Consider the following 16,513-nt stretch of genomic DNA (forward strand, 5'->3'; position numbering starts at 1 on the left):
GCGGCTTTGACGCGCGCGATCGCCCGCTGGCATGCTGCGCGCCGCGGCGCGCGAACGCGCGAACGCAGAGGAGGTGGCGCGGTGCGCGCGAGCGGAGCCGAGAGGACGAGGACGACGCGCGCGCGCCGACGCGCGCTGGCCGGGCTCCTGTGCGGCGCGCTCGTCGCGGCCGACGCCGCGGCGACCGACGCACCCCCCATCCCGCGCGTGCACGCGCCCGCCGGCGCGCCGCACATCGTGATCGTGCTGCTCGACGACGTCGGCTTCGGCGCGACCGGCACGTTCGGCGGCCCGACCGCGACGCCCTCGCTCGACGCGCTCGCCGCGCGCGGCCTCCGCTACAACCGCTTCCACACGACGGCCATCTGCTCGCCGACGCGCGCCTCGCTGCTCACCGGGCGCGACCCGCACGCGGCGAACGTCGGCGCCGTGCTCAACTCGGCGAACGCCCACCCGGGCTACCAGGGCATCCTGCGGAAGGAGACGGCGACGATCGCGCGCCTGCTGCGCGACCACGGCTATGCCACCGCCGCCTTCGGGAAGTGGCACCTCGCGCCGGCGTGGGAGACGTCGCAGGCCGGGCCCTTCGATCGCTGGCCGACGGGCGTCGGCTTCGAGAAGTTCTACGGCTTCCTCGGCGGCGAGACGGACCAGTTCGCGCCGACGCTCTACGAAGGCACGACGCCGGTGCCGCGGCCCGCGCGCGCCGACTACCACCTGACCGAGGATCTCGCCGATCGCGCGATCGCCTGGATGCGCGCGGAGCGCGCGCTCGCGCCCGACCGTCCCTTCTTCCTCTACTTCGCGACGGGCGCGACGCACGCGCCGCTGCAGGTGCCGAAGGCGTGGATCGAACGCCAGGCCGGCCGGTTCGCGCAGGGCTGGGATGTGATGCGCGAGGAGATCTTCGCGCGCCAGAAGGCGCTCGGCGTGATCCCGCCGGACGCGCTCCTCACGCCGCGCCCCGCCGAGCTGCCCGCGTGGAGCTCGCTCGACGAGGGCGAGCGCGTGGTCGCGGAGCGGCTGATGGAGACGTACGCCGCGTTCCTCGAGCACACCGACGCGCAGGTCGGGCGGCTCGTCGCGCATCTCGAGGAGAGCGGCGAGCTCGACGACACGCTCTTCCTCTGGGTCGTCGGCGACAACGGCGGCAGCGCCGAGGGCGGGCTCCTCGGCAGCATCAACTACATGGGCGCGCTGCAGGGCCTCGGCGAGTCGACCGAGCGAAAGCTCGAGCGTCTCGACGCGATCGGCAGCGCGGACTCGTATCCGCAGTACCCGGCCGCCTGGGCGTGGTCGCTGTCGACGCCCTTCCAGTGGGTGAAGCAGGTGGCCTCGCACTTCGGCGGCACGCGCAACCCGCTCGTCGTGTCGTGGCCGAAGGGCATCGCGGATCGCGGCGGCCTGCGCAGCCAGTTCGCGCACGTGAACGACGTCGTGCCGACGATCCTCGACGTCCTCGGCATCGCGCCGCCCGCGACCGTCGACGGCGTCGCGCAGCTCCCGTTCGACGGACACAGCCTCGTTCCGAGCTTCGCGAGCGCCGACGCGCCCGAGCACCATCCGAGCCAGTACTTCGAGGTGCACGGACACCGCGCCTACTATCACGAGGGCTGGATCGCGTCGGCGCGGCACGCGCGTCTCCCGTGGTCGGTCGGCCTGCCGCAGGGGCCGCTGCCGATGGAGGACGACCGCTGGGAGCTCTACGACGTCGCCGCCGACTTCAGCCAGGCGCGCGATCTCGCGAGCGAGAGGCCGGAGAAGCTCGCCGAGCTGCGCGCCCTGTTCGAGGCGCGCATGCGCGCGCTCGGCGTCTGGCCCGTGCGCAGCTCGCTCGAGGTCCGCACGCCGATGCCCACCGTCGCGCAGGGCCGCACGCGGCTGCGCTTCCACGCGGGCATGGTGGGCACGCCCGAGCAGGGCGTGCCGATCGCGAACCGCTCGTGGAAGCTGCGCGCGTCGCTCGCGCTCGACGCGCCGGGCGAGGGGCGCGGCGTGGTCGCGACGCTGGGCGGAACGGCGGGCGGGTTCAGCCTCTACCTCGACGACGCGGGACGGCCCGTCTTCGAGTACCGCGTCTTCGAGCTCGCGCACGTGACGCTCGCGGGCGACGCGCCGCTTCCCGCCGGCCGCTCGCAGCTCGACGTCGAGTTCCGCTACGACGGTGGAGGCCCTGCGAAGGGCGGCGAGCTCGTGCTGTCGGTCGGCGACGCCGTGATCGGGCGCGCGCGCGTGCCGGCGACGCCGCCGAGCTACTTCTCGATCGACGAGACCTTCGACGTCGGCGTCGACACGGGCTCTCCGGCCGGCGCGTACCCGCCGGCCGCCGGCGTCGGCTTCCCGCTCGAGGGCGCCCGGCTCGAGCACGTCGACGTGGAGCTGCTGTAGCGCGCTCGCAGCGCGCCGTCGTCCGCGCGCCCGCGCGGAGGAGCCACGCGAGCACCCGCGTACCCGTCGCTAGGCGCGCCCGCTCGCGGCCGCGAACGCCGCCGCCAGCGCGGCGCGCGGGTCGTCGGCGAGCGCGCGGCTCCGCCACGCGACGTGCTGGTCGGGGCGCACGAGCAGCGCGCCGCTCGCGTCGATGCCCGCCTGTGCGCGCCACGCGTCGAGTCCGGGCAGGAGCGCCTCCGTCAGCACGAGCGCGTCGGCGGGCGGCGCGTCGACGGAGCGCAGCGCGTCGACCCAGGCCGCGCCCTCCGGGCCCGCGACGAGCAGGAAGCGATCGAGCGGGACGCGATCGAGGAGCGAGGCGCCGGGGTCGGCGAGCCAGGCGTGCGGCAGGCGCGCGCCCGGGCAGCCCGTCGGCGTGAAGCGGCGCACCTCGAGCGGCGGCAGCGCGTCGCCGTCGCCGCGCGCGAGCGCGCCCTCCGCATAACGGAAGCCGAGCTGCAGCCCGGGCATGTCGAAGTGCTCCGCCTGCGCCTCGATCGCGGCGCGGACGCGCGCGCGCGCCGCGGGGTCGCGCAGCGCGGCCTCGTAGCGGTCGACCGAGCCGGCGAGGTCGTCGGTGATGCCGAGCGCGACCGGCACCTCGATCAGCCGCAGCGCGTTGCGCAGGCTCTGGTCCGCGTTCGCCTGCGCGACCGGGCGACGCTCGCGCTCGTAGCTGTCGAGCAGCGCGGGCGGCGCGTCGCCGCGCAGCACGAGCGCGAGCTTCCACGCGAGGTTGTGCGCGTCCTGCACGCCCGAGTTGAGGCCGAGGCCGCCGGTCGGCGGAAAGCGGTGCACGGCGTCGCCGGCGAGGAAGACGCGACCTCGGCGATAGGCGTCGGCGACCTGGGCCGTCATCGTCCAGGTCGACACGTTGTCGACGTCGAGCGCGAGGCCCGGGTCGGCGAGGCCTTCGCGCACGAGCGCCGCGCAGCGCGCGGGCGGGTAGTCGGCGAGCGACTCGCTGGCCGGGTCGTAGGGCAGCATGCAGACGGCCTCGCGGTCGAGGTCGTGCACGATGAAGACGGCACCGCGCGCGCGCGGGTCGCACAGGAAGAAGAGCACGCCGGGCGGCACCTCGGGTACGCCGCGCAGGCGCGCGCGGAAGTGCACCATCACGAAGCTCTGGATGCCCGCCGGCCCCTGCACGTCGATGCCGAGCGCCTTGCGCACGCCGCTGCCCGCGCCGTCGGCGGCGACGACGTAGCGGCTCGAGATCGTCTCTTCGCGCCCGCTCGCCGCGTCGCGCACGACGGTGTGGACACGCTCGCCGTCGTCGGTCGACGAGACCCACTCGCACCCCCACTCGGGCGCGCGCCCCGCGCGGCGCGCGAGCGCCTCGACGAGCAGCGGCTCGAGGCGGCTCTGCGACAGGTTGCGCAGCGGCGTCGGCGTGACGGCGAGCTGCGCGTCGCCCTGCTGCTCGAACGGGAGCCGTCCGAGCGTCGCGCCGCCGAGCCGGTCGACCCAGTAGGCGAAGCCCGCATCCGCGGGGTCGATCGCGGCCTTCGCGGCCGCGGCCATGTCGACGCCGGCGGCGCGGCAGATCTCGAGCGTGCGCGCGTTCACGACGTGCGCGGCCGGCGCGCGCTGCGGCCCCCCGCGGCGTTCGACGACGCGCGTCGCGACGCCCTGCTGCTCGAGCAGGAGCGCCGCGACGAGCCCCGTCGGGCCCGCGCCGACGACGAGCACCGGGACGTCGGCCGCGCTCACGACGTGGCCTCGTCGCGCGGGGCGAGCGCGAGCAGGCCGACGGTCGCCGCCATCACGGCGGAGAGCACGCCGAACACGAACACGTTCTCGTCGACGCCGAGGATCTGCGTGTGGATGTGCGGAACGGTGATCGCGCCGTGGTAGTGGGGCGCGAGCAGGTAGGCGATCCAGAAGCCGCCGAGGTTGCAGCTCTGCCAGAGCACGGAGAGCCAGAGGTTGCGCACCTCGAACGGCCGGCGGAGCCAGACGAGGTAGAGGTTCGCCAGGCCCGACAGGAACATGAAGCCGAGCAGCCACACGAGGTGCACGCGCGCGTGGCCCACCCAGTCGGGGTTGAAGGCGTGGCTCGCGTGGTAGTCGCGCAGCATCGGCCCGAAGAACTCGAGCATCGTGACGGTGAGCGCGATCCTCGCGACGAGGATGCGGCGGTCGGCGGTCATGGGCGGGTCTCCTCCGGCGCCCGCGGCGTGCGGGCGGCGTGCCGCGGCGGGGCTGGCGTCGCGCCACGGATATCCCAGAATTGAGAGGTCTGTCAATTCACTCGAGATCGGGCGGGAGAGGTCGGATGGACGGCCGGTTTGCCGAGAGGGCGCGCGCGGGCGAGGAGGGGAAGAGCGCGCGCACGCGCGCGCGGCTCATGGACGCGGCGGCCGACGCCTTCGCGCGGCGCGGCCTCGAGGCGGCCTCGGTGGCCGAGATCGCGCAGGCGGCCGAGGTGGCGAACGGCACCTTCTACAACTACTTCCGCGACAAGGACGAGATCGCCGACGCGGTCGCCTTCGCGATCGCGCGCGACTTCGCCGAGCGCATCGACGCCGCGATGCGCGACGTCGACGACCCGGTGCTGCGCGTGAGCGCCGGCACGCGTCGCTTCGTCGAGCTCGCGACGCGCGAGCCGACGTGGGGCCGCGCGATCGTGCGCGCGCTCGCCTCGATGCCGAGCGTGCGGCACGAGGTGACGTCGCTCGCGCGCCGCGACCTCGAGCGCGGCGCGCGCGCGGGCGCGTTCCGCGTCGCGGTCGACGACCTGCTGCTCGACCTCTTCGCCGGCATGGTGGCGACGGCCGTCGTCGTGTGTCTCGACGGCCCGGGAGGGCCCGAGGTCGCGGAGCGGACGGCCGAGCACCAGCTGCGCATGCTCGGCGTCGCGCCGGCGCGCGCGCGTCGCGCGGCGCGCCACCCGCTCGCGCCGATGCCGCCCGAAGGCTGAGCCCGCGCGCGGCGCGCGCGCGATAGAGTGCGCGGCCACTGCGAGGAGGGCCGCCATGGGCACGGAGATCGAGGGGCGTCGCGCACTGCACGAATGGCTCGCGCTGGTCGGCGAGATCGACCGCGACTTCCTGGGCGCGTCGCGCCAGGTCGTCGACCCCGCCGACGTCGCCGAGGGCGAGCACATGCTGCTGCACCTCGTGAAGGCGGCGATCGACGTCTGGGTCGACAACGACGCCGCCCGCCCGCGCTTCGCGCCGCTCGCGAGCCCCGTGCTGAAGTGGGGCGGCGAAGGCGCGGACAACCCCGCGCACTGCGCGCCGCTCGACCCGGCGCGCCGCTATCGCATCACGGGCCGCATGGATCGCGAGGCGTACGTCAGCTTCACCGTCTACACCGGCAAGGAGGAGGGCGACTGGAACGACGGCGTCGTCTCCGCGATCAACCACACCGAGTTCGCGCGCGACGCCGACGGCCGCTTCTCGATCGACATCGGCTCCGCGCCGCGCGCGGGCGCGCTCCACATGCAGGCGGGCCGACCGAACTGCGTGATCGCGCGGCACTACTGGGAGGAGGACGTGTGCGCGATGGCCGACCCGCGGCTGCGCTGCGACGTCGACATCGAGTGCCTCGACGAGCCGGGCTTCCCGCGCCCGCTCTCGCCCGCGTCGCTCGACGCGAAGCTCCGCGCCGCGATGGTGTTCCTGCGCGGCCAGACGCTCGCGCGCCCGCTGCCCGGCGCGGCCGCGCCGCCGGCGTGGTTCTCGCAGATGCCGAACCGGATGGGGAAGCCCGAGCGCTGGGTGCCGACCGAGGGCGGCGGCGCGGGCGCGGTCGACAACGCCTACTGCGCCGGGCTCGTCGTGCTCGCCGACGACGAGGCGCTCGTCGTCGAGGGGCGCTGGCCGGCGTGCGTGTACGCGAACGTCGCGTTCTGGAACCGCTTCCAGCAGATCCCCGACTATCGATACCGGCGCGGCTCGCTGAACCGCCGGCAGATGCGCGCCGACGGCGACGGCCGCTTCCGCTTCGCGGTCGCGCACCGCGACCCGGGTGTCGCGAACTGGCTCGACACCGAGGGCCACCGCGTCGGCACGCTCTACTGGCGCTTCCTGCTGTCGGAGGGCGAGATCGAGCAGCCCGTGTGCCGCGTCGTGAAGCACGCCGACGTGGCGGCCGCGCTCGCGGGCTGACGCGCGCGGGTCACTCGAGCGCGCCGGCCTCGCGAAGCGCGCGCACCTCGTCGGGCGCGAGGCCGAGCAGCTCGGTCAGCACGCGCTCGGTGTGCTCGCCCAGCGCGGGCGTCGCGCCCGCGTAGCCGGACGCCGCGTCGTCGAGCCGGAAGCCGTTGCGCTCGTAGGTGCGCGGGCCGAGCACGGCGTGCGCGAGCTCGACGAAGTGGCCGCGGTGCGCGAGCTGCGGGTCGGCGCACAGGTCGCCGAAGTCGGCGACCGGCACGGCCTCGATGCCGGCGGCCTGGAGCTGCGCGGCGACCTCGTCGCGCGTGCGCGCGCACGTCCACGCGCCGACCGCCGCTTCCACCTCGTCGACGCGCGCGAGCCGCGCGTCGAGCGCGGCGAGGCCCGGGTCGTCGATGCCGAGGATCGAGGCCAGCCGCGCCCACTCCGCGTCGCTCCAGACGGCGATCGCGACCCAGCGGTCGCCGACGTCGCCCTCGTCGCGGCACGGGAACGCGCCGTGCGGCGCCGCGCGCTCCGACCGATTGCCCATGCGCTCGCCGAGGTGCCCGTTGACGGCGTCGTCGAGCAGGAACGGCGCGAGCGTGTAGAGCGCGCACTCGACCTGCGAGAGGTCGACGTGCAGGCCGCGTCCCGTGCGCCGGCGATGGTGCAGACCGGCGGCGAGCGCCGCGGCCGCGAAGCGCGGCGAGAGCGAGTCGGTGATCGTCGCGTACGGGCCCATCGGCTCGCGATCGGGCCAGCCCGTCAGGTGGTTGAAGCACGAGAGCGCCGAGCCCTGCGCGCCGAAGCCCGGATAGTCGCGGTGCGGACCCGTCTGCCCGTTCATGCACGACGACACCATGACGAGGTCGGGCTTCTCCGCGGCGAGCGTCGCGTAGTCGAGGCCGAAGCCGCGCATCGCGCGAGGTGCGAAGTTCTCGAGCACGGCGTCGGCCCAGTGCACGAGCCTGCGCGCGACATCGAGCCCGCCCGGATGCTTGAGGTCGAGCGTGACGCCGAGCTTCCCGACGTTGAGCGCGTCGAAGAGCGCCGAGCCCTCGAGGCCGTGCGGGTTGCCGGGGCCGAGCGCGTAGAGCCGCAGGAAGTCGGGCCGCGTGCGCGACTCGATCTTGACGACGGTGGCGCCGTGCTCGGCGAAGTAGCGCGTGGCGATCGGCCCGGCCGCGCCCGAGCCGAGCTCGAGGATGCGCGCGCCCGCGAAGGCGCCGCGCGCGCCGGCGTGCGCCCGCGCGTGCGCGCCCGCGCGCGGCGTCCACGGCACCGCGCGGAGCTCGCCGAGCGCGGGTGCGCCGCGCTTCGCGTCGATCGGCGCGGCCGTGCCGTCGGCGCTCGCGACGAGCGCGAAGCGCGTCGGGAAGCCGTCGAGCCCGTCGAGCCGCGCGAACGCCTCGCGCGCGGCGAGCTGCGCGCTCGCGCGGATCTCGCGCGCGGTGTTGGCGGGCGCGATCATGAGGTTGCGCTCGCACGCGATCGCGAAGATCTCGCCGATCGAGTGGCGCGCGAACAGCGCCTCGAGCGGGCGCTCGAGCGCGCGCATCTCGTCGTCGCTCGTCTCGTTCGGGTTGAACGCGCTCCAGTCGCGCTCCGTCCACGCGGGCGCCGCGATGCCGTGCGCGACGAGCAGCTCCGTGATGGCGCGAAGCGTCGGAACGCGCGCCGGCCCGCCGCGCAGGCCGAACGTCACCCAGCCGTCGCGGCACCTCCACATCTCGCGCGTGCGTCCGATGCGCGCGCCGATGCGCGCGCCGCGCGCGCCCGTCGCGAGGAAGGCGGCGGGCGCGCCCATGTTCGCGACGAGCACCACCTCCTGCATCGAGACGTCGACGATCTGCGGCCGCCCCGACGCGTGCGCGGCGAGCGCCGCGAACGCGACCTCGGGGCCGACGTGCGCATAGCCCGAGGGCTCGCTGCAGCGCACCGGCGGGCGATCGGGGAAGCCCGTCGCGTACATGTTGCCCGACGCGGCCATGACGCCGAGGTCGGACGCGCGCCAGCGCGCGCGCGGGCCGTCGCCGCCGAAGGGCGTGACGCGCACCCACGTCGCGTGCGGCGCGCGCGCCGGGTCGAGGTCGAGCACGCCCGGCTCGCCGGGCGTCGCGATCACGACGTCGGCACCCGCGAGCAGCGCGTCGAGGCGCGGGTCGTCGGGGGCGCACGCGAGGCTCCGCTTGCCGGCGTTCCAGGCCGCGAAGCGCAGCGAGCGGCCGCCGCGCGCACCGCCCTCGAACGGGCCCACCGCGCGCAGCGGGTCGCCGCCGGGCGGCTCGACCTTCACGACCTCGGCGCCGAGGTCCGCGAGGATGCGGCCCGCCATCGCCGCGGGCTCGCCCGCGAGGTCGACGACGCGCAGGTCGAGGAGCGGCGCTTCGGGCATCCCGGTCGCTCGCGCCGGCCGATGCTAGGCGAGCGCGCGCTCGAGGAGCGCGAGCAGCCGGCCCCACGCGCGCTCCGCCTTGGCCTCGTCGTAGACGCGCGAGTCGGGCGGGCACCAGCCGTGCAGCGCGCCCTCGTACACCTCGATCTCGGCCGCGAGCCCGGCCTTCGCGAACGCGTCGCGCAGCACGTCCTTCGTCGAGGGCTCCTGCTCGTCGTCGTTGGACGCGATCGCGACGAGGTACTGCGCGCGGATCTTCGGGATCAACAGGTGCGGGCTGTCGGGGCCGTCGACGACGAGGCGGCCACCGTGGAACGAGGCGCCCGCGCCGATGCGGTCCGGTCGCGCGGCGGCGGTGCGCAGCGTCATCGCGCCGCCCATGCAGTAGCCCGTGACGCCCATCTTGCGGTCGGTGCGCACCGCCGGCTGCGCATCGAGGTAGCGGACGAAGGCGTCCGCATCGCTCGCCGTCGACGCGGGGGTGAGGCTCGCCATCAGCGACATGATCTTCTTGCGCGTCGCCGGGTCGCCGAAGTCGGCCTGCTCGGGAAGGAGCGGCGCGCGACCCGCGCGGTAGTACGGGTTCACGACGAGCACGGCGTAGCCCGAGCCCGCGAGCCGCTTCGCCATCTGCTTCATCGCGGGACGCAGGCCGAACGCGTCGGGCCAGACGAGCACGCCCGGATGCGCGCCGCTCGCGGGGTGCGCGAAGTAGGCGTCGGCCGTGCCGTCGGGCGTCGCGACCTCGACGTCGCGTCCCTCGACCTCGGCGGCGTGCGCGCCGTCGGGCCACAGCACGGCGAGACCCGTGCCCATCGCGATCGCCCCGAACTCGCGCCGCGTCACGCCGCCGGTCGCGGGCGCGTGTCGCTCGGCATCGGCCATCGTGCGTTCGTCGCACATGCGTGTCCCTCCCGGTGCGTCGCCGCGGAGCCTACGCGATCCGGGTGTGCGAGCGGAACCGCCGCGCGACCGCGCGCGGCCCTACTCGCCGGGGCCGCCGCCGATCGAGTACGCGCTCTCGCTGTGCTCGGAGAGGTCGAGCCCGAGGAACTCGTGCTCGTCCGAGACGCGCAGGCCGCCGCACACCGCGCCCGTGATCTTCAGCAGCACCCAGGTCGCGAGCGGTGCGAAGACGCCGACGATCGCGATGCCTTCGAGCTGCACCAGGATCTGCGTGGCGAAGTCGCCCGCCGGGTAGCTCGTCGCGAACAGCCCCGCGGCGAGCGCTCCCCACGTGCCGCCCACGCCGTGGACGCCGAAGGCGTCGAGCGAGTCGTCGTAGCCCGCGCGCACCTTCAGGAAGGTGACCGAGCCGTAGCAGATCAGCGCGACGGTCGCGCCGACGGCGATCGCGCCCGCCGGGCTCACGCTGCCGCACGCGGGCGTGATCGCGACGAGCCCGGCGACCGCGGCCGTCGCCGCGCCGAGCGCCGTCGGCTTGCCGCGGTGGATCCACTCGATCCCCGCCCACGTGAGCGTCGCCATCGAGGCCGCGGTGCTCGTGTTCAGGAAGGCGAGCGCGGCGAGCGGGCTCGCCGAGAGCGCGCTGCCCGCGTTGAAGCCGAACCAGCCCGCCCACAGCAGGCCGGCGCCCGTGAGGCACAGCGGCAGGCTGTTGGGCGTCATCGGCTGCTTCCCGTAGCCGCGGCGCGCGCCGAGCATCAGCGCGGCGACGAGCGCCGAGTAGCCGCTGCTCATGTGCACGACCAGGCCGCCCGCGAAGTCGATCGCGCTCTTCGCGAAGAGGTACCCGTCCGCCGCCCAGACCATGTGCGCGATCGGGCAGTAGACGACGAGCAGCCACAGGGAGATGAACACGACGAACGCCGAGAACTTCATGCGCTCCGCGATCGCCCCGATGATGAGCGCGGGCGTGATGATCGCGAACATCGCCTGGAACATGACGAAGACGTACTCGGGGATCAGGCGCGGGGGCGTCGCGAAGTTCTCCGTCACCGAGTCGATCGTGACGCCCGAGAGCATCGCCTTGGCGAAGTCGCCGACGAACGGGTTGCTGCCGGAGAAGGCGAGGCTGTAGCCGACCGCGATCCAGAGCACGCCGGCGACCGCCGCCGCGGCGAAGCACTGCACGAGCACGTTCAGGATGTTCTTCGCGCGCACGAGCCCGCCGTAGAAGAGCGCGAGGCCGGGCAGCGTCATCAACAGCACGAGCGCCGACGCGACGAGCATCCAGGCGGTGTCGCCGGAGTCGATCGATGCGCCGTCCTGGGCGAGGGCCGGCGGCGCGGCGAGCAGGGCGACTGCGGCGGTGGCGAAGAGACGGCGACGCGCGAAGGAGTGGACGGGGCGCAAGCGGAGCCTCCCGAGAGTGTGTAGAAGACGGCTCGAGCGTGCCGAATCCGGCCGATCCCACCGATTCCGCTCGAACGCGCCTCTCCTATCACAAGTGAGCGCGCGCCGGAACGGATCTGCGCATCCTCACAGGCGTTCGAGCCAGCTCCCGAGGTCGAGGCGGTCGGCGAGCGCGAGGCTGCGGCGAAGCACGGTGCGCACGGTCTCGTCGCGCTCGGTGAGCGAGCCGAGGCCGAGCGAGACGACTGCGACCATCAGCGTCTGGAATGCGCAGGCGCGGTACTGCGCGCGCGCGAGCGCGGGGTCGAGCGCCGCGCCGCGCTCGCCGAGCGCGCGCAGGTAGTCGTCGATCAGCTCGTCCTCGTGGCGCGCGAGCACGTCGGGCTCGAGCGAGTCCGCGAGGAAGTACTGGACGTCGCGCATGCCCTTGCACCACTGGAGGCCCTGGAAGTCGATCATCCCGACCTGCGTTCCATCCGGCCCGTCGTGCAGGAAGCAGTTCCCGAGATGGCTGTCGCCGTGGATCAGGGTGAGCGGCTCCGCGTACCACACGGCCATCAGCGCGTCCCATTTCTCGAGCGCGCGTCGGCAGAGCGCGGCGTGCGCCGGCGTCACGAGGTCCGGCGCCGCGCGCTGCGCGGGCCCGATCGCGGCGGCGCCGAGCGCGAGCGTCCGCGCACGTCCTCCCGGCGACAGGTAGGCGTGGAGCCGCAGCGGAAGCAGCGCCTCGCGCTCCGCGGCCGGGAGCCCTTCGAACGCCGCGTGCACCTTCGCGAACGCGCGCAGGCACAGCCGCGCCACGTCCGGCGTCGTGCCGGCGGCCATGTCGCGGTTCAGGAAGAGCCGCGCGCCCGGGAGCGCGTGCAGGTTCTCGAGCAGCAGCGCGAAGCGCGCGCCGCGCCGCGCCGCCGCGTGCACGCGCGGCACGCGGATCGGCATGCGGTGGGCGATGCGCGCGCAGAACGCGACCTCCGTCTCCCAGAAGCCGACGGCGTTCGCGAAGGCGCGCGTCGTGCGCTCGGCGCACGGCAGCTTCGCGTAGAGCGTGCTCGGGAGCGCGCCGTCGCGCGCCGCGCCCTCGTCGAACTCGACCTCGACGAGGAAGTTGCGGCAGTTGCTGCTCTCGAAGTCGACACCGGCGAGGCGCGCCGCGCGCACCGGCGGGAGCGGTGCGGCGCCCTGCGGCGCGTGCGCGCGCAGCAGCGCGTTCACGACCTCGGGCCGCGCGAGCTGCTCGGGCGTGCGCGGGAGCGCGCGCCCGAGCGCCTCCTCGACGCGGTCGATCCCCATGCGGGCGGCGGCCGCCGCGATGCGGCCGCCGAGCGCGAGCCGTCCGTCCACGTCAGGCGTCCGTTCTTCGCGCGCCGCGGCTCACGCCGCGCCCGTCTCGAGCACTTCGCGCGCGCAGCCGCAGCCGGGAAGGAACGTGACGCCCGGGCCCGGGTGGCACGACGAGCCGCACAGGAAGAGACCCTCGATGGGCGTCGCGTGCGACGAGCCCGCGACGCTCGTGCGGGCCGCGAGCATCTGGTCCGCGTGCAGCAGCCCGTGCGTGAAGTCGCCGTTCGTGGCCCCGTGCATCGCGGCGAAGTGATCCGACGAGAACACCGCGCGCTCGACGATGCGCGCGCGGAAGTCCGGCAGGTAGCGCGAGATGCGGTCGATCACGCGCTCGGCCATCTCGTCGCGCAGCTTCCCGCGCTCGGCGTCCGGTGCGTCGCACGGGAAGAAGAAGCCGTAGGCGCTCGCGATGTGCGCGCCCGGCGGCGCGAGCGTCGCGTCCATCACGGTGGGGATCTGGAACGCGATCGGAACCTCGTCGGGGAGCTCGCCGCGCAGGCACGCCTCGTAGCCCGCCTGCATCTGCTCGGGGTCGGGCACCATCGCGCCGCCGAAGCGCAGGTGGGGGTCGCGATTCATCCAGGCCCACTCGCCGCCGTAGGCGGGCAGCCCGTCGAGCTTGAAGAGCAGGTGCACCCACGCGCCCTTGTGCTCGATGCCGCGCACGCGCGCGACGAAGCCCGCGTCGAGGTGCTCCTCGCCGACGAGACGCAGGAAGGTCGCGGGCTTGTCGAGGTTCGAGAGCACGACCTTCGCGCGCAGCACCTCGCCGCCGCGCAGCTCGACGCCGACGGCGCGTCCGCCCTCGACGACGATGCGCTTCACCGGCTGCTTGAGCCGCACCTCGCCGCCGTGCGCCTCGATCGAACGGGCGAGCGCCTCCGGCAGCGCGCCCATGCCGCCGCGCACGCGGCGGATCAGCCCGCCGCTGCCGTTGAGCGCCATCGTGTACACGAGGCAGAACGCCGAGCCCGGCGTGTACGGGCCCTTGAAGGTCGACTGGATCGCCGCGAAGGCGAGCAGCGCGCGCAGCGTGCGGTGGCGCTCGGCGTCGGGGAAGAAGCGCTCGATCACGTCCATCGCCGAGCCCGCGAAGACGAGCTCGAGCTGCTCGCGTGCGGCCGGCGACGGAGCCTCGGCGAGCAGGTCCTCGATCGCGCGCGGCGCGCGTCCCGACGCGAAGCGATCCATCACCGAGGCCGGGTAGCGACAGAAGCGCATGAGGCGGACGAAGCCGAGCGTCGCGCTCGGACCGTGGCGGAGCAGCAGGTGGGCGAGCTGCCGGAGCGGATTGCGGAAGAACACGAGCGGCCGCGCGCCCGGGTTCGGGAGGTTCACGGCCATCACCGGGAGGTCGACGAACTCCGCGCCGTGGCCCTCGAAGTCGAGCTCCGCGAGCACCTCGTCGGCGAGCGGGAAGAGGCAGCTCGCGCCGACCTCGTTGCGACAGCCGGACAGGATCTCGCGCGTTCCCGTCATGCCGCCGACGTAGCCGTTCTTCTCGAGCACGAGGACGCGGCGGCCTCGCTTCGCGAGCACGGCGGCGGCCGCGAGCCCGTTGTGGCCCGCTCCGACGACGATCGCATCCAGCTCCGACATCTCGGACATGCGGCTCCTTCTCCGGCCCGGGCGACGCCCCTTCGGCCGCGGCCGAGCGTACGGGAAGGCGCGCCGGGCCGGCATGACCCACGCTGCGCCCCTCGCGGCCGCTCCGTCAATCCTCGCGCGTGCGCGTGCGCGTGCGCGTGCGCGTCGCGTCGCGCGCGGACTGCGCCGCGCGGTGCGCCTCGGCGAGCGCGTCCGCGAACAGCGCGCGCGCAGCGTCCGCGCCCGCCTGCGAGAGGTGGTCGTCGTCCGCGTAGAGGAAGTCGCGGCCCTCGACATAGCGAACCGATCCGTCGTCCTCGTAGAAGAGCCGGTCCGCGCGCAGGACGCGGAGCTTCGGGAAGTCGGCGACGGCGGCCTCGGCGAGCGCGGCGGTGCGCCGTCGGCGCGCGTCCGTCGCGTCGGGCGCGAGGCGCGGCAGCGCGCCGCCCGCGCCCGCGCGCCAGAGCGCGAGCTCGCGCAGGTTGAGCTCGGCCGCGTTCGCGATCGTGGGCACCTGCGCGACGAACAGGATGCGCGTCGCGAGCGGGCTCACCTCGGCGAGGAACTCGCGCAGGCGGGTGTCGAAGCGCGCGAGCGAGCGCGCGCGGTCCTCCCAGCGGTCGACGACGACGACGGCCTCGGGGCGCCACGCGCGCAGCCAGCGCTGGCGCGCGGCGTCGAACTCGCGTGCGACCTCGCGCGTCGGGAAGCTCGAGCCGACGCCGGCGTGGAAGAACGCCGGCGCGCCCTCGTCGACGGCGAGGAAGGCGACCGAGAGGCCGAGCTCGCGGCACACCTCGTCGAGCGTGCGCGCGTACATGAGCGCCTGCGAGCTGCCGAGCACGACGACCTGCGGATCGGCCGCGCCGTGGCGGTGCACGACGCCGCCCCGTCGCCACGCATCCGCGTCGCGCGGCGGCGGGCGCTCGAACGCGACGTCCGCATAGCGGATCGCCGACGCGGGCGCGTCGTTCGCCGTGCGCCCGGCGTCGTAGAGCTTGCCCGCGAAGACCGTCGGCGCGAAGCGGCCCGTCGGGTCGATCGCGAGCGGCCGGAACGCGAGCGCCGCGCTCGCCGCCGCGGCGACCGCGAACCCGGAGGCGAGCGTCGCGAGCCGGCGTCCGCGCCCCGGCCCGCGCCGCCGCAGCGGGCGCTCGACCGCGAAGTAGGCGCCCGCGGCGGCGGCGATGCTCGCGAGCGCGCCCGCCGCGACGCCGGCCGCCGCCGGCAGCGCGTGCAGCTCGGCCTGCGCGCGGCCGAACACGATGAGCGGCCAGTGCCACAGGTAGAGCGAGTACGAGCCGAGGCCTACGGCGACGAGCGCGCGGTGCGCGAGCGCGCGCGCGATCCGCGACTCGCCGTCGACGACGGACGCGACGAGGAGCGCCGCGCCGAGCGTCGGGGCGAGCGCCGCCGCGCCGGGGAAGGGAACCCGCTCGTCGATCGCGCCGAAGCCGGCGAACACGAGCGCGAGGCCCGCCCAGCCGAGCCCCTCGCGCGCGGCGGGGCCGAGCGCGCGCGGCGCGCGCGCGCGATGCGCGGCGACGAGCCCCCCGAGCGCCAGCTCCCAGACCCGCGTCGGAAGCAGGTAGAACGCGGCCGCGGGCGACGATCGCGTCGCGACGAGGCACGCCGCGAAGCTCGCGAGCGCGAGCGCGGCGAGCCACGCGAACGCGCGCTCGGGCCGGCGGCGCACGAGCAGCGCGAGCAGTGCCGGGAGGAACAGGTAGAACTGCTCCTCGACGCCGAGCGACCACAGGTGCGTGAACGGCGCCGCCTCGGCGGCGTCGCCCCAGTAGCCGCCGAGGTGTCGCCAGACGTAGAAGTTCGCCAGGTTCGCGAGCGACCACAGGCCGTGCGCGCCCGCCTGCCGCGCCGCGCTCGGGAGCATCCACGCGTGCCAGAGCGCGAGCACGACGAGCACCGTGAGGACGACGTTCGGGGCGAGCCGCTGGATGCGGCGCAGGTAGAACTCGCCGAGCGCGAGCGACCCGCGCGCGATGTCGCGCAGCAGGATCGACGTGATCAGGAAGCCCGACAGCACGAAGAACACGTCGACGCCCGTGAAGCCGCCCGGCAGCGTCGACGGCGACGCGTGGAAGACGAGCACCGCGGCGATGGCGAGCGCGCGGATGCCGTCGAGGGCGGCGACGTAGGGGATCGGAGCGGGGTCGCGGGGTGTGGGCGGGCTCATGGGCGCAGGGCGTCGCGCGAGCCTACACGGCGCGCGGCCGCGGCGCGCGGAACGGCCGCACCGCGTCCGGCGCCGCCACCCGACGTGAATCCTTCCGCCCGGTCGTGGATAGAGGGAGCAGGGAGGACGACTCTCCCGCCTGGAGGA

11 protein-coding genes are annotated in these 16,513 nt (G+C 75.1%); 3 read left to right on the forward strand and 8 right to left on the reverse strand.

All coding sequences use genetic code 11. The features are described from left to right. Positions 1 to 81: 81 nt before the first annotated feature. Positions 82 to 2,388, forward strand: coding sequence for an arylsulfatase (locus R3E88_13840; GenBank protein ID MEZ4217560.1), 2,307 nt, complete (start codon positions 82 to 84; stop codon positions 2,386 to 2,388). A 69-nt stretch (positions 2,389 to 2,457) separates the two neighbouring features. Here R3E88_13840 and R3E88_13845 read toward each other — a convergent pair whose 3' ends face one another. Beyond that, the gene (locus R3E88_13845) at positions 2,458 to 4,143 is read right to left on the reverse strand and encodes an FAD-dependent monooxygenase (GenBank protein ID MEZ4217561.1); all 1,686 of its coding nucleotides are present in this window, start codon (positions 4,141 to 4,143) and stop codon (positions 2,458 to 2,460) included. After that, on the reverse strand, positions 4,140 to 4,583 hold the full coding sequence (locus tag R3E88_13850; GenBank protein ID MEZ4217562.1) for a hypothetical protein: 444 nt from the start codon (positions 4,581 to 4,583) through the stop codon (positions 4,140 to 4,142). Before R3E88_13850 ends, R3E88_13845 begins: the two co-directional genes overlap by 4 nt. A gap of 125 nt (positions 4,584 to 4,708) precedes the next feature. On the opposite strand from R3E88_13850, the gene R3E88_13855 reads away from it, so the two are divergent. Beyond that, positions 4,709 to 5,353 carry a TetR/AcrR family transcriptional regulator gene (locus R3E88_13855; protein ID MEZ4217563.1) on the forward strand — a complete coding sequence of 215 codons (645 nt, stop codon included), beginning with the start codon at positions 4,709 to 4,711 and terminating at the stop codon, positions 5,351 to 5,353. A gap of 55 nt (positions 5,354 to 5,408) precedes the next feature. Continuing rightward, positions 5,409 to 6,545: a DUF1214 domain-containing protein gene (locus R3E88_13860; protein MEZ4217564.1), complete on the forward strand. Its 1,137-nt coding sequence runs from the start codon at positions 5,409 to 5,411 to the stop codon at positions 6,543 to 6,545. 10 nt (positions 6,546 to 6,555) lie between these two features. Here R3E88_13860 and R3E88_13865 read toward each other — a convergent pair whose 3' ends face one another. The 6 genes from R3E88_13865 to R3E88_13890 all read right to left on the reverse strand — a co-directional run bounded on the left by R3E88_13865 (position 6,556) and on the right by R3E88_13890 (position 16,366). Then, on the reverse strand, positions 6,556 to 8,928 hold the full coding sequence (locus R3E88_13865; GenBank protein MEZ4217565.1) for a CoA transferase: 2,373 nt from the start codon (positions 8,926 to 8,928) through the stop codon (positions 6,556 to 6,558). Between the two features lie 24 nt (positions 8,929 to 8,952). After that, positions 8,953 to 9,831 carry a dienelactone hydrolase family protein gene (locus R3E88_13870; protein ID MEZ4217566.1) on the reverse strand — a complete coding sequence of 293 codons (879 nt, stop codon included), beginning with the start codon at positions 9,829 to 9,831 and terminating at the stop codon, positions 8,953 to 8,955. An 81-nt stretch (positions 9,832 to 9,912) separates the two neighbouring features. Further along, complete coding sequence (locus R3E88_13875; GenBank protein MEZ4217567.1) at positions 9,913 to 11,121, reverse strand: ammonium transporter; 1,209 nt, start codon at positions 11,119 to 11,121, stop codon at positions 9,913 to 9,915. A gap of 249 nt (positions 11,122 to 11,370) precedes the next feature. Further along, positions 11,371 to 12,585, reverse strand: a complete 1,215-nt coding sequence (locus tag R3E88_13880; protein ID MEZ4217568.1) for a phosphotransferase — start codon at positions 12,583 to 12,585, stop codon at positions 11,371 to 11,373. 30 nt (positions 12,586 to 12,615) lie between these two features. Continuing rightward, on the reverse strand, positions 12,616 to 14,193 hold the full coding sequence (locus tag R3E88_13885) for an NAD(P)/FAD-dependent oxidoreductase (GenBank protein ID MEZ4217569.1): 1,578 nt from the start codon (positions 14,191 to 14,193) through the stop codon (positions 12,616 to 12,618). 106 nt (positions 14,194 to 14,299) lie between these two features. Further along, complete coding sequence (locus tag R3E88_13890) at positions 14,300 to 16,366, reverse strand: acyltransferase family protein (protein MEZ4217570.1); 2,067 nt, start codon at positions 16,364 to 16,366, stop codon at positions 14,300 to 14,302. Positions 16,367 to 16,513: the final 147 nt, after the last annotated feature.

The organism is Myxococcota bacterium, assembly GCA_041389495.1.
Classification (GTDB): domain Bacteria; phylum Myxococcota_A; class UBA9160; order UBA9160; family UBA4427; genus JAWKRT01.